13 protein-coding genes are annotated in these 13,951 nt (G+C 35.0%); 12 read left to right on the top strand and 1 reads right to left on the bottom strand.

The features are described 5' to 3' along the window. The first annotated feature begins 19 nt into the window (after positions 1-19). The 7 genes from BAQ44_RS14015 to BAQ44_RS29680 all read left to right on the top strand — a co-directional run bounded on the left by BAQ44_RS14015 (position 20) and on the right by BAQ44_RS29680 (position 8,400). Positions 20-1,519 (top strand): hypothetical protein, encoded by a 1,500-nt coding sequence (locus BAQ44_RS14015; protein ID WP_000239320.1) that lies wholly within the window; start codon positions 20-22, stop codon positions 1,517-1,519. Positions 1,520-1,535: 16 nt separating this feature from the next. Continuing rightward, entirely contained in the window at positions 1,536-1,985 is a 450-nt protein-coding gene (locus BAQ44_RS14020; RefSeq protein WP_001168864.1) for a hypothetical protein, read from the top strand. Between the two features lie 25 nt (positions 1,986-2,010). Beyond that, positions 2,011-2,406, top strand: a complete 396-nt coding sequence (locus BAQ44_RS14025) for a DUF4320 family protein (protein ID WP_001181745.1) — start codon at positions 2,011-2,013, stop codon at positions 2,404-2,406. A gap of 192 nt (positions 2,407-2,598) precedes the next feature. Beyond that, complete coding sequence (locus BAQ44_RS14030; RefSeq protein WP_071722021.1) at positions 2,599-4,011, top strand: S-layer homology domain-containing protein; 1,413 nt, start codon at positions 2,599-2,601, stop codon at positions 4,009-4,011. Between the two features lie 117 nt (positions 4,012-4,128). After that, positions 4,129-6,480 carry a hypothetical protein gene (locus BAQ44_RS14035; RefSeq protein WP_000695233.1) on the top strand — a complete coding sequence of 784 codons (2,352 nt, stop codon included), beginning with the start codon at positions 4,129-4,131 and terminating at the stop codon, positions 6,478-6,480. A 134-nt stretch (positions 6,481-6,614) separates the two neighbouring features. Then, entirely contained in the window at positions 6,615-6,776 is a 162-nt protein-coding gene (locus BAQ44_RS31045) for a hypothetical protein (RefSeq protein WP_000369764.1), read from the top strand. A 263-nt stretch (positions 6,777-7,039) separates the two neighbouring features. Next, positions 7,040-8,400 (top strand): IS3-like element ISBce15 family transposase gene (locus BAQ44_RS29680; RefSeq protein WP_085963576.1). Its coding sequence is split into 2 segments (ribosomal slippage): positions 7,040-7,496 and positions 7,496-8,400, totalling 1,362 coding nucleotides; the frame shifts between segments, so codons are not numbered across the junction. Positions 8,401-8,427: 27 nt separating this feature from the next. Here the strand turns inward: BAQ44_RS29680 and BAQ44_RS31050 are convergent. After that, the gene (locus BAQ44_RS31050) at positions 8,428-8,598 is read right to left on the bottom strand and encodes a hypothetical protein (protein WP_000404240.1); all 171 of its coding nucleotides are present in this window, start codon (positions 8,596-8,598) and stop codon (positions 8,428-8,430) included. A 374-nt stretch (positions 8,599-8,972) separates the two neighbouring features. Here BAQ44_RS31050 and cpaB point away from each other — a divergent pair, with 374 nt between their 5' ends. From cpaB to BAQ44_RS14070, 5 genes are read left to right on the top strand one after another with little or no spacing between them, the layout of a single operon-like run. Then, on the top strand, positions 8,973-9,833 hold the full coding sequence (gene cpaB / locus BAQ44_RS14050) for a Flp pilus assembly protein CpaB (protein ID WP_000804792.1): 861 nt from the start codon (positions 8,973-8,975) through the stop codon (positions 9,831-9,833). Between the two features lie 16 nt (positions 9,834-9,849). Next, on the top strand, positions 9,850-10,671 hold the full coding sequence (locus BAQ44_RS14055) for a CpaE/TadZ family protein (protein ID WP_000441034.1): 822 nt from the start codon (positions 9,850-9,852) through the stop codon (positions 10,669-10,671). A 15-nt stretch (positions 10,672-10,686) separates the two neighbouring features. Next, positions 10,687-12,123 (top strand): TadA family conjugal transfer-associated ATPase, encoded by a 1,437-nt coding sequence (locus tag BAQ44_RS14060; RefSeq protein ID WP_000264622.1) that lies wholly within the window; start codon positions 10,687-10,689, stop codon positions 12,121-12,123. Further along, a complete protein-coding gene (locus tag BAQ44_RS14065) occupies positions 12,116-13,048 on the top strand; it encodes a hypothetical protein (protein ID WP_000555803.1) in 933 nt (310 codons plus the stop codon). Before BAQ44_RS14060 ends, BAQ44_RS14065 begins: the two co-directional genes overlap by 8 nt. 1 nt (position 13,049) lies before the next feature. Beyond that, a complete protein-coding gene (locus tag BAQ44_RS14070; RefSeq protein ID WP_000201160.1) occupies positions 13,050-13,916 on the top strand; it encodes a type II secretion system F family protein in 867 nt (288 codons plus the stop codon). The last annotated feature ends 35 nt before the right edge of the window (positions 13,917-13,951 follow it).

Here is a 13,951-nt window from a genome sequence, read left to right on the forward strand (position 1 = left end):
ATTTTGTAGGAGGTTAACTATGGTGAAAAAAATCGTTTTAGCTATTAGTGATACTGTATATACGGCATATTTACGTGAGGATTTTATTGGTGCGGGATTTGAAGTAGCTGATAGTGATGTGATGCATATCAAGTATCTAGATGAAATTCTAGATACAGAACAGCCCGATATTCTATGTATTAATGACAAACGATTAAATATTGATGCGGGACATGAAGAGAAACGTGAATTGATTATCTTACAGAAACTAAGAGATATTCGCTTTAATCGAGATATTCGTATTGTGGTATTTACAGAGCGTGAAAATGATGATGAGTTTTTGGCGAAACTGATTTATCTAGGTATCTATGACATTTTTAACTCTCGTAGAATTGATATTGATAATAAAGTTATCCCGCAGCTGCTACAGGAGTCGGATATTAAAAATGTAGCAGAAATTGTAGGCGCAAGTCAGGCACCACAACAAACAAAGTTACCCGAAGTTCCTGTTGATGAGGAAGAAGAGGAAGTATCAAGTGAATTAGAGGAAGGTGGCAACAATGAAGCTTCCTCTAACTCCAAGAAACTATTTAAAAACAATCAAAAGCGTAAGTCTGTTCCAGGTGAGTCACAAAAAGCACCTATTATAAAAAAACAATATAAATTGGCTTTTGAGCCGGTATATGAAAAACAAATAGGTATTGCTATTCCGAGAAGAACAATTGTTGTGGCCAGCATGAACAAAAGAAGTGGTGCAACTTTTGTTTCACATCTTTTAGCTGCTTACTTAAATGAACTACAGATTGATGTGAACTATATAGAGAATCTATATGATGATGGATATACGTATCCTTTATTAAAGGGATATACAGAAGCACCAGAAAACTATCGTAGTGAATTTATGTTACAGCGATATAAGGAGATGCTACAGAAGGAATCTGATATATTATCAATTCCAAAATGGAAGCAAGGAAGAATAAATTATATCGTAAAGAATCCTATAGTGGACCAAGAGCTGAAAAACGAAACAGAGCAGGACTTTGACCATTTTATTAAGGTATTATTGGCTAACCAAGAAGCGCCTATATCTATTATTGATGCGGGGTACGATTGGGATAAAGATTTATACCATGAAATATGTGAAATGGCAGATTTTATTTTCTTTGTAGCAGAACCAGATCTGCATCAATTGTTAAAGATAGCGCATCCTCTTACACAAAAGGAGAGAAAACTTGTTTCTTACTTAGTTTTAGAGAAAACGAGAATTATTGGGAATAAGTTTTCTACTGCACTTTTAAAGCATGAAGTAGTAGAAGAATGTTTTGGCGATAAGGTATTAACTGCTTTAGCACCATATGAGATAGAGGATGTATTTGAATCTCAATTAAAAAGTAGTACGTTACTATCTAGTCGGAACTATTATAAAGAGCTTGAAGGAATAATGAAGGAAATAGCAGAGTTATTACTGCCAAACCAATTGTTGAATCAAAAGAAAAGTTCCATTTTAAGTGGATTTCGATTTCGGAAGTCTGAAAATTAAGGAGGGGTGAAGAAAGATGCAAAAATTTATTATAGGGGCCGCCTCAATATTATTATTTGTTGGCTGTTTATTCTTAATGACAGATATGATTATTGGAGATACAACACACACAGATAATAAGTCTGCATCAGAACGCGCTGGAAGTACAGCAATGGATAAAGCCGTAAAAGTAGGTGTTTTACGAGCGCAAGAAGAAATTGCTATTGAACCAGGTATCGCAAAGAAAGAATTTGAAAAGTCTTATAAACAAAATGCAACATTTAAGGATCCTGCATCAAAACGAGAGTTTTCTGTACATGCTGTACAAGAGCAACCTGCAATGATTGCGGTTGAAGGAGAAGCGGAAGCTGCTAGTTATACGAAACAATTTGATGAAAAGAAAGGTAACATTAAGAGTAACGCAAGACACATATTTATTTATGAAGCAGATTCTGACAACAAGAAAGCTGGAGGAAACGTGAAATAAATAAGAAAAAGTAGGTGTGTAAGAAATGCAAAATACAGTAACAACAGCGCTTTTTCTAACGCTTTCTTTATTATTGATAACTCTTATACCAGAAGGTGTACTGTATGGAATGCAGTTAGTAAAAGCACATGATTTTGCTTCTAGTACAGTAGAGTTAGCAGAACAAACAGGTGGTTTTCAGTACACATATGAAGGAAAAAACGTAAATCTAATTCCTGATATAGAGAAGAAAATGAAAGAGCAGAATATGGATGGATGGAAATATGAATATACTAAAGGGCGCGTGGATCATAATCAGCCGTTAAATTTTAAGATAAAAGCTGAACATCACTTCTTTATTTTTAAAATGATAGGGATTGATAGTGTGAAAGCACCAATATGGGCTAACAAAGATGGAATGGGACAAATCTATTTCCGTTGAGAATATCAATATATATAAAGAGTTAAAAACTATACTGAAAAGTGTAGTTTTTTTACTAGAAATAAATATTTATAAATAAATATATAAAAATACTTTACAAGCCTATTTTTATATGGTAATATTTTCCATATAGAACAGCGGTTATAAAAAAACGCTAATTTATAAATTTATATGTTAAAGTATCTGGATTTTATATTTAAATTCGATACAATAAAGGAATCTATTAAAAAACTAATATACTTGGAGGAACAAACAATGGCTAACAAATTTTTAAAAACAGCAACAGCATTAACAATTATGGGTACATCATTACTAGGAGCAGGAGCATTTACTGCTAAGGCTGATAACACAGACTCATTAAAATTCAGTGATGTTCCAGCAAATCACTGGTCTACAAAAGCAATTTATGATTTAACAAATCGTAAAGTAGTACAAGGATACGGAAATAATATCTTTGGTTTTGGTGACAACGTAACTCGTGGGCAAGTTGCTCGTATGATTTATATGTACGTTAAACCAGCAGATGCAGATGCTAGCTTCAAAAATCCATTTACAGATATTAGAGGACACCTGTTTGAAAAAGAAATTAGAGCACTTGCTAAAGCAGGTCTAGTAAATGGTTATGGTGAAGGGAAATTCGGTCCAGATGATGTCTTAACTCGTGAACAAATGGCGCAAGTACTTACAAATGCTTTCAAGTTCAAAGCTACTAAGACAACTTCCTTTACTGATATTGATAAAAACTCATGGGCATTAAAAGCAATTAGTGCATTAGAAGAAAATGGCGTTACTATTGGTACAGGAGGTAAAATGTATTCACCATATGCACATGTAACTCGTGAACAATATAGCCAGTTCTTATATAACTCTATTAATGCAGTAGAAAAAGAGACTAAGCCAGAAGTGAAGCCAGATCCAAAACCTGAAACAAAGCCTGAAACAAAGCCAGAAGAAAAACCAGAAGTGAAACCAGAAGTGAAACCAGATCCAAAACCTGAAACAAAACCAGAGGAAAAACCAGAAGTAAAGCCAGATCCAAAACCTGAAACAAAACCAGAGGAAAAACCAGAAGTGAAACCAGATCCAAAACCTGAAACAAAACCAGAGGAAAAACCTGAAACTAAGCCAGAGACAAAGCCAGAAGTACCAGCAGGCTTAGATGCTAGTTTAGCAAATGAGAAATTGGTTTATTATCCAGAAGCATTAAAAAACCCAATAGTACAGAAACAAGTATCTAGTGAAGCTCAGAGTATCATCAAAGATATTAATAGTACCTATAGTACAAGCTTAAAATATAAAGAGATTGGTGGTTCTATTGATTTATTAGATAGTAATATGTATCTACCAGAAGGTTCTATTGGAGCACAATTTTCTGTAGTTGGAAGTTCAGGTGATTTTAAAATATATTTCCTAGATAACAACAAAGCGACTGTTGAATTAGCGAAACAATGGACTACTTTACTAAGTGGCTTAAATCTAGATAAGGAAATTCAAGAAACGGTTGATGCACGAAAAATAAACAACTATGAAAAAGGAAACTATAAAATTCGCATTGGACAATCTATGGCTGATCACACAATGTATGTAGACGTTCATTCTAAATAATGATATAATAATTTATAATTATAATAAGATAAACAAATGATATGCGTGAAGGACAAACCTTACGTACCTAACCAATGGTACAGGTTTGTCCTTTTTTATGTTTTAGGGGGGAAAATAATGAAAATAAAAAGTAAACTACTGTTGGTTTGTACTTCTGTTTTATTAGCGATGCCTACAATGGTCGAGGCAAAAAATGCCGATGTACCTTTTCTGAATGGAAATGAGGATAAGTTTCTTAAGTCAAAAGATTTACAAATGCAAGGTAAATTCTATCGATTTGGAAGAGATTATGCACCACCTGGTATAGATTTAGCGTACAAAGGAGACCTTCACTATCCGGCTGTTTACAATGGTTCTTTTAGTTTTGAAAACCCACAAGCAAACTTGGTACAAAGAGAAGACCTAAGTGAGCCTTTTGTGCGGATTTCAAACGATGGTTATTGGAATAAGGCTGTCACAGTGGGAGATCGGATGGTTACAGAAATCGAAAGAGTGAATAATGGTGTTATATCTGATAAATATTGGGGAAATCCTAAATTTGTTTTAGATAATATAAACAGTCATGTCATTTTTAATAATACAGGTTCTGAGAATTATGGAGCATTTTACTGGATTCGTGATATAGCTTACCTTTCTGGTGGATATGCAGGTGCTGGCGGCGTAAATGGAATAAATAAATATAACCTATGGTATGTACGATCTAGTAAACCTGAAATAAAAGATTTTAAAGCTTCTAATGGTAAGAAGGATACACCTGTTAAGTTTACATTTAACGGTTTCGAGTACGTAAGTAAAGATAAAGGATATACAGAACGTGGTCCCAAACTCGATATAGGTAACCCTTATTCATCGATAGCGGGTGAACGGAATCGTGTGAAATGGCTGTTGGATATCACTAAAAATGGTGAAAAAGTGCATCATCAAGAAAATTACTTGCGCTCAACGCCACAAAAAGATAATCAAAAACCAAATGAAGGTGATGCAGGACGATTTACGAAAGAAGATATAAGTTGGCAACCTCAGATGTGTGGTCGATATACGGCAAAATTAAAAATTATTGATGGAGTTCAAAGGGATTCAAATGAGAAAACAGTTGATTTCATTGTAGATGGAAACTGTGGTACAGAAGTAACACCTAATCCAGATCCAGGTGATGAAGATGATTTTAAATATAAAATTGATTTCTCTGCTGACCGAATTGAAGGAGAAACAGCAAGAGAAGGAAAGAATATAAAAACAAGAATAGATGTATCACGTGATAATTTTAAACCGGAACGTGACCAATATAGAGCAAAGGTGAATAATAATATTAATAAATCTCAACAGGAAGTATATAGCGCTGAATCAGGTAGGGACAGTGCACAGTCTAGTTTGAGTTATTGTCGTCGTAATCCAATTCATGAGAAAGATGAAAAAGGCAATGATTACTACATTGATAGAGACTGTTCTTGGGAAGAAAATAGATTAGACGATGCTGCAAGTAGACTAGATACAGCAAGACAGAAACTAGAAAAAGAGAAAAATAAAATTAAAAAGTTAGATTCATTAGAAGCAAAATATGCAAATCCTGAAACAGTAGTCGTGCTCAAGCATAACGGACAACAAGTAGCGTCACAACAGGTAAGGTTAACTGAGGGAGAAAAGAAAACCTTGAACCTTGGCTGGCAACATCAGGGGAAAGGAACAATTCAGGCAGAAATTAACCCTGCTGGTAACCGTCTAGATATAGAAGAAACCACATACAAAAATAATCCTATTAAAACAGCTATCTATACACCATCTCATGAAAAAGGGATGTGCGGAGTAACGAGTGTAAAAGGTGTGGTAGAAACAGTAAGTGAACGTGTGTCAAAAGAGGATACAGTGGGAGAAATGTTCTATGAAACATTAAGTGGAAGTATTGATAATTTAGCACCATCTAAGCTCCATGCTGGGTATGGTTTTTCTTATGAAGTTAATGGGAAATACAAAAATGATTGGAATGCCAATTATCCAGGTGTATTTACAAAAGCAACGGCACAGTATCCATTTGCAGATGAAGGACTAAAAACAACATATGATTTAGAGAGTGTTTCTAATAATGGCGTAACATCAAAATTCTTACCTAAAAATATGTATTTGTCTGAAATAACGGGACATGTCTTTGATAGTAAAAGACCAACTAAGTCTTTATATTGGGATGGACAAGAGAAAATTATTGATGGTGGACAAAAATGGTATGCACCATTAAAGACGAAAGATGGGAAGTATTCTTTCAATGTGGAGACAAATCCTGCCGGTGTGAATGAAATGAGCTTGTGCCTGACAAATGAGGTAGAAATTAAAGGTGTCGCGTATGATGACTTTAAGAAGAGAAGGGTGCTTGCAGACCTCCCATTCCCTGTACAAACGCCTGGATGGAACTGGGTTGGAAAAGAACACATAATTACAGACTTATCAAACTGGTACTACATGAAGAATAAAAATTAGTTAAATAGTATTATATAATTAGTTGAATCGATAAAAAGTATATAATCCTTCTTAAACTAGTAGCTGAATGGATAAACCAAAGGCACATCCCTTAATGAGGTGTGCCTTTTTTACGTAGAAAGGAGAATTTTCGAATGGATAATAATAAAAAACAGCGTATGAAACGAACGATTTTTATTGGAGTTATCGCAATGATTATCTCGCTATATATTGGAAGTGAATTTCAGGATCGGAATGGGACAAGTTATGCTCCTGCAAAGTATTTTGAAACGGGAACAAAATTGATTTCGTTTTAATAATAATGTCTTTTTTATCAACTATTGCGGTTAAATCTGCATGACATGTACAATAGTTGATGTTATAATAAGTGTAGAAGTATTATAACAATAGTTTTTGCATAAACTAAAGAAGACGAGATGCTCCAACATCTCGCCTTATGTAACTGTTACCGCAAGGTGGCTAGTTGCTAAAAAAGTTTATTTTTTCTTAGAACCGCCCTTCACTGAACCGCACCCAATTTGTTAGACAAATAACTAACAATTGGAGGTGCGGTTTTATTATGTCTAGAAAATATAAATTCGAATTAAAAAGAAATGCCGTTGAACATTATTTAAATACAAATGATTCTTTTAAAGTGACTGCCAAAAAATATCAAGTCAGTATATCGTTATTAAAAGAGTGGGTGGCACGTACTAGAGAACAAGGAATAGAGTCCTTAAACTCTAAATGTACAAGGTATGACATTCAGTTTAAAATGGAAGTATTGAATTTTATGAACAATACAGGAGCTTCGCCCCTACAAGCGGCCGCTATGTTCAACGTTCCATCTCCTCGTACCGTTAGGAAGTGGCGATCAATGCTAGAATCACAGGGGATAGATGCTCTTCGTAAAACAAGTAAGGGGTACTCCACTGTGAAGAAGAAACAGGCTATTGCACCTAAGAAAAAACAAAATATTAACTCTCAAAATGATTTACAAAAAGAAATTGAATACTTACGCATGGAAAATGCTTATTTAAAAAAGTTACACGCCTTAATTCAACAAAAACAACAATCTCTGAAAAAGACAAAGCACACATAATATATGAGTTAAGGCATGAATATAAAATTATCGACTTGATTAAAGCGGCTGAAATGGCTCGTAGTACATATTATTACTGGGTGAAACAAATGAGTCGTGAAGATAAATATAACGAGGTTAAAGAAAGTATTAAGCAGATTTTTCAGGAACACCAAGGGCGATATGGCTATAGGCGTATCACACTTGAATTACGTAATCAGGGCTATACCATTAACCACAAAACCGTCCTTCGCTTAATGAATCAATTAGGGTTAAAATCGTTGGTAAGAATCACTAAATACCGCTCTTATCGCGGGAAGGTTGGGAAGGTAGCGCCAAATGTCTTGAAGCGTGATTTCAAGGCCTCTAAGCCTAATGAAAAGTGGGTTACAGATGTTACTGAAGTTCATTTGTTTGGTGAAAAACTCTACCTATCTCCTATTCTAGACTTGTTTAATGGTGAGATTATTTCCTATAATATTGAGAAACGCCCTACATTCCTTCTAGTCGAAAGGATGTTAGATAAGGCTTTAAAATGCTTGGATAAAGAAGATACTCCTATCCTTCATTCAGATCAAGGTTGGCACTATCAAATGGATAGATATCAATATATTTTAAGAGAAAATAATATAACTCAAAGTATGTCCCGTAAGGGAAATTGCTTAGATAATGCAGTCATTGAAAATTTCTTTGGCTTATTAAAATCTGAATTACTTTATCTTAAAGATTTTGAAAGTATGGAACACTTTAGGGAAGAACTAGAGAATTATATTTATTATTACAATAATAAAAGGATTAAGGCAAAATTAAAAGGATTGCCTCCTGTAAAATACAGAATTCAATCCTTATTAGCTGCTTAAATATATGTCTAACTTTTCGGGTCCAGTTCACACACGCTTGCAGGCATTGTGGGTGGTTCTTTTCGTTTTTCGTCGCTTTTTTCGTGCTTTCTTCCAAGACGTTGATAGGTATTTACCTACTCGTTTTGCAAAAAAAACAGCGACTTCTCTAGCAATTACTTTTAAAATTTCAATTGCTATCGTGAAAAGTATTTCCATGCGATCACCTCCTTTCTCCATAAAATGAAAGAGAAAGGATAGCAACCAACCACCCTGAAATATTCAGTTACGTTATATTAATTATACCATATTTACGGGTGGGTTAATAGCTTAAAAACCTTGATATGACAATGTTTTTAAGGGTTTTTGAGTTTTGAAATCAGAGGTTTGAAATGGTAAAAATAATATTTTTTTTAGAAATGATTGACATATAACTCTATATATCATAATATTGAAATTGTAATATTAAAGAAACCAAATCCAACATTTTCATATAGACTTTAGATTAGCTAAAAGGACACACCTAAGGCGCATTATGCCATAGGTGTGTCCTTTTTTTGCGTTTAAAGGCTACATAAGGAGGAATACAAACATTGAAGCCATCTAAGTTTCAAAAGAAGCAGATTGTTGCGGTAGGTCTAGCCGCTGCAACAGTAGCGGGTATCTATGGATACAATCATTTCGCAGTAGAAAATGCTGTAAAACCAACAAAGATTGTTGTAGCCGCAAAGGATATACCTGCACATACAGAAATTAAAGAAGACATGCTAGTGGAACGAACTTTACCTGGTGATGCGATTCCCCCAAATGCATTACGTGTAAATAAAAAAGAGGTTGTAGGTAAGTGGACAAATGATGGGCAACCCATTACAGAAAATAGCTATCTCTTTAAAAACAAAGTAGTAAAGAAAGAGGAGTTACCGGACTCTGCTATTTTAAATTTGAAAGATGGAGAAGTTGCTTTTCCGTTACTCGTTGATTTGGAAACAAGTTCGGGGAATAGTATTATCCCAAACACGTATGTGGACTTGTATTTCAAACAAGTTGTGAAAGAAGGAGACAATGAGAAGGTTGTCTTTGGTGGTCTGTTCCAACGTGTACGTGTGACGGCTGCAAAAGATAGCAATACAGAAGATGCATTTGTGCTAGAAAAGAAAGAATCAAAAGAGGAACAAGAAGGAAAACAAAAGCCTAAAGTAACGCGATTATACACACTGGCTGTTTCCCCTGAACAACTTCAATACTTAAATCGTGCAAAAACACTTGGAGATGTCATTCCTGTTGCAGTTGGACAAAAGGTGGAGCAAACAGGGAAAGAATTAGAACCAGCTGAAGGATTCTCACAAATATCTGATCAAAAGAACATTTTAGACTATGTAGAGAAGCATTCGACTAATCCAATTTCTAAAAATGTAAAAGAGTATGTAGCACAGTATCTGAATGAATCTAAGTAAGAAAGGGGTTATTAAGATGGAGCGGCAAGCAAGAATCATTGCCTTTTATGCAACAAACGAAAATGTAGGGAAAAGCACATTAAGTATTGCGATGGCAAATGAATTAGCTCATTTAGGGAAAAAGGTGCTTTATGTTGAAGCAGACCAAGTAAGACCTAGCTTTGCGGTTGGAACTGGTCTTAGCCACGATAGTAAAAACATCTTAGAACTTGTAAGAAAAGAAAATGAATACAATCTCTCGCAATATATTTGTACCAAGCAAGATTTATTAGAGAGAAAAATGAATCCAAGGTTGATGCAAAAATTGCACGATAAGATGGATTTTCTAGTGTTTCCATCAGGTTATAACTTAGCTCAATTCCCAGAGATTCAAAACAAAGAACTGTTTGTAACGACATTTATAGAATCACTTGTAGATACAGAATACGATTCTATCATTCTATCAGTACCAACTGAATTATCTGAGGTTCTGAGTTATCCAATCCTATACCAATCAGACCTTGTAATTCATGTGTTAAACGGCAACCCTCGTGGTGCAATAGCAATTAAAAGAGAATTACAACTACTAGAAGAAGCAAAGCTAACATTGCCTCGTATGATTCATGTTTTAAATATGGGAGATGAGGATTATGTAGAAGATATTGAAAAGCTTTCTTCCCAAAAAATTGCGGTGACAATTCCGTATGACAGGGATCGTACGAGTTATGAATGGGGGATGCAGTTTGGTTCCCCGCAAATTAATACAAAGGTCCATCACATTATGGAAGCAGCTGGTCTTGATATTCCAACCCAGCATACATCCTCTATGAAAAAGGGTCTCTTTGGTTTACGAAATTAAAAGGGAGGCAGTAGTATGTGGGGCTATTTACAGGGAAAACAAGTCGCCTTAAAGCGAAATCGAGTTGATTTATATCATTTTGGTTATATGATTCGTTCCAAATCAGCTCGAAAGTTAGGAACAACTACAGCTCAACAAATTAAAGATATCACGGATGAAATTCGTGCATTTTTAGTAAAAGACCATCGTGATATTTTAAGCGAATCTTTTATGAATAAAGAAAAGAGAGCAGCTGTAGAACAAATCATTAAAAGCTTTCTATTAAGTAATCAAGTCGTCATTTCAGATGTACCTTCTGAACAATTATTAAATATGGTATGTGATGATATTGTGGGATTTGGAATTATAGAACCTTTAAAAGAAGATCAGGATGTAACCGATATTTATATCAATGGTACAAAAGAAATTATTTACGAAAAAATTGGAGAGGGAGAGTTAACATTCCCTTACCGATTTGAGACGGAAGAAGAGGTAAAGGCTTTAGCCTATAAGATGGTAAATAGTACGTCAGAGTCATTAAATACAGCAAAACCATATGTGGACTGCGTGTTTCCCTATATCCGTATCAATATTGCTTTAGATGAACTTGGGGGACTCGGGACAACAATAACGATTCGTAAGAATGCAGATCATCTTCGTGCTTCTGAAGAGCGAATGTTATCTACTAATCAAGCGTCAAAAGAGATGTTGGGCTTTTTGGCTGCAGCCGTGAAAGCCAAAATGAATATTCTAGTCGCTGGAGCAACAGGGACAGGGAAATCAGAGTTTATGAAATTTCTTGCTTCTCATATTCCGAAAGGAAAGAAAAAAGAACGTACTCTTGTAGTAGAAGATAACCCTGAATTATATTTGCATCGAATTTTTCCAGAACATCACTTTGTTCCGATGCAATGTAGGGCATCGGAAGTAGAAGAAAATGCAATTGATTTTGATAGATTGTTAACGAATGCACTACGTCAAGGACCAAAGCGATTAATTGTAGGGGAATCGAGGGGTAAAGAAGCATTAAAAATGATTAACTTTTTCCAAACAGGCCATCCTGGCTTTACCTCTGTCCATGCAAGAAGTGCCATAGAAGCAGTCAGACGTTTAATGCTCATGTGTCTGCAAAGTGGTGCGAATATTGATGCCCAGTATTTATATGAATTAATTTCACAGACATTCGATGTGATTGTCTTTTTAGAAAAGAAAGATGATGGGAATCGTTATATTACAGAGATGATTGAATTATTAGATTATCGAGGTGATATACAGTTTAATGAACTTTCTCAGTTTATCCCGACATACGAGGAACAGGATGAGATAAATGAAAACATAGGAAAAATTCATGGACAGCACATTATTACAGGGAAAATGTCAGCTAAAATGGAGAAAAAATTCCGTTCTGCTACTTCTGTAAATCCAGCTCTTTATGCACCGTTCCTATCACAACAGGAGGTGCAGTATGCATAGTTTGTTCGCCTATGGATGTATATTATTAATCTTTATTAGTGTAGTATTACTTGTTTTACTTTTTGCAAAATCTAAAGGTTCTGCACTTTCCCAATTTGTACAAGAAAATGAGAAAGAAGAAAGGCGCTTGGAATTAAGGAATATTAAAGGCATACGAATGTATCTTCCACAATCTGTTATCCAAGAAGCCCAAAAGTACGAGTGGAAATTGACGAAAAGCATGTACTGGGTATATACGATTCTTTCCGGAATGAGTATAGCAGCAATATTCTACTTCTCCTTTGGAAGAGATCCTTTTACACTGATTTCTGCTTTATGTGGATTTTTAGTTCCGAAATTTCTTCTCTATCGAAGAAAAAAACGTTACTACTTAGTTGTCATTGACCGTCTTTCTATTTATATGAAGGCAGTAGCGAATGCGCTTCAAATTAGTAATAACGCTAAACGCGTGTTAGTACAAGTAAAGCCAATGATGCATGAGAGCATTCAAGAAGAAATAGAAAAAGTTTCTCTTTTATTAGAAGGTGGAACTACAATGCACCGTGCATTTAAAGGATTCAATGAAACTTTTAATTTTAGAGAATTGGTTTTCTTCCATGAAATGTTGGAAGTGTGTAGTCGAGAAGGCGGATCGAATTCAGTACAAGTCTTATTAGATATTGCAGAAGATTTCGAAAAACAAAAGTTATATTTGGCAAGATTACGTTCTAGTTTGTCACAAGCACAACGTGCGTTTGTACAGAATTGCTTAATCGTGATTGCCATGCCGATTGTGATTATGTTGATGTCAAAAGAAGCATATGGATTTGTAGCAGGCTCTATGATGGGGAAAATTGCATTAGCGGTAAATATGTTCATTGTATTTTTCTTAGCGACCCGTGTAGAAAAGATTGCAAATTATAATCCAACAGAAAGAGGGGAATAAATTGGCTACGATTCTAGCTTTAGTGGTATTCGTTGTCATGTACTGGGTATTCTCTACCTTTCTACAAAGTAAAAAAGACAGCGGTAGCCTACTTACAAACTATGTAGAAAATGCAAAACGAATTGAAAAAAAGAATTTAAATCAAATGATGCTCGCTCCCTTCCAGTCGCTATCACATAAGTATCTGACAGAAGAAAAGAAAGAGCTGATCCAGAAAAAATTAGAAGAAGCTGGTTTGGATACGAAACCAGAAGAATATTTGAAAATGAAGGTAGCATATCCCATCATTTTCACCTCTGTTTTCTTGATATGTACAGTGTTTCACGATTACTACTTATTTAAAGTGGGCGTTTTGATTTCACCACTGCTTTATTTCTATCCAGATTATCTATTAAAGATAAGAATCAAGCAGGCGATAGAAGCAAGGAAGTTCGAATTACCGGAGTATTTAATTCCTATGCTGCAGTTGTTAAAAACACATACAACATTAGAAGCAGTAAAAAAGGCGCAGATATATGCTGGAAGACATCTTCGACCGTATGTATCTACACTTACAGCGGAATTAGAAATGTATGCGGGTTCGGATCAACCATTTAGAAACTTTGCAGCTGCCTTAAATAGTCCAGAGGTAAATACCTTTACAATTGCATTGCAACAAGCACAAAAAACGGACAAGGTACAGAGTCTACGTATTATGGATGCACAGATTAAAATGATGCGTGAGTTAAAACATGAGAACTATAATCGTCTCATTCAAAATAAGCCAATGGAAATGAATAAATTTAACGTTGCGCTTATTGGATGTATGCTTACTTCTCCGATGGTCATTCTTATTCAATCCTTAATGCAAGGATTTGCAAGTATATAGAAAAACATTATTCAAAATGGAATAGGTAAAGGAGC

It is taken from the genome of Bacillus mobilis, assembly GCF_001884045.1.
GTDB lineage: Bacteria > Bacillota > Bacilli > Bacillales > Bacillaceae_G > Bacillus_A > Bacillus_A mobilis.

Bases quoted from the DNA above. Each gene is read 5' to 3' on its own strand.
- BAQ44_RS14055 (WP_000441034.1), top strand. From the start codon at position 9,850: ATGGAGCGGCAAGCAAGAATCATTGCCTTTTATGCAACAAACGAAAAT.
- BAQ44_RS14025 (WP_001181745.1), top strand. From the start codon at position 2,011: ATGCAAAATACAGTAACAACAGCGCTTTTTCTAACGCTTTCTTTATTA.
- BAQ44_RS14020 (WP_001168864.1), top strand. From the start codon at position 1,536: ATGCAAAAATTTATTATAGGGGCCGCCTCAATATTATTATTTGTTGGC.
- BAQ44_RS14060 (WP_000264622.1), top strand. From the start codon at position 10,687: ATGTGGGGCTATTTACAGGGAAAACAAGTCGCCTTAAAGCGAAATCGA.
- BAQ44_RS31050 (WP_000404240.1), bottom strand. From the start codon at position 8,598: ATGGAAATACTTTTCACGATAGCAATTGAAATTTTAAAAGTAATTGCT.
- BAQ44_RS14015 (WP_000239320.1), top strand. From the start codon at position 20: ATGGTGAAAAAAATCGTTTTAGCTATTAGTGATACTGTATATACGGCA.
- BAQ44_RS31045 (WP_000369764.1), top strand. From the start codon at position 6,615: ATGGATAATAATAAAAAACAGCGTATGAAACGAACGATTTTTATTGGA.
- BAQ44_RS14035 (WP_000695233.1), top strand. From the start codon at position 4,129: ATGAAAATAAAAAGTAAACTACTGTTGGTTTGTACTTCTGTTTTATTA.
- BAQ44_RS14065 (WP_000555803.1), top strand. From the start codon at position 12,116: ATGCATAGTTTGTTCGCCTATGGATGTATATTATTAATCTTTATTAGT.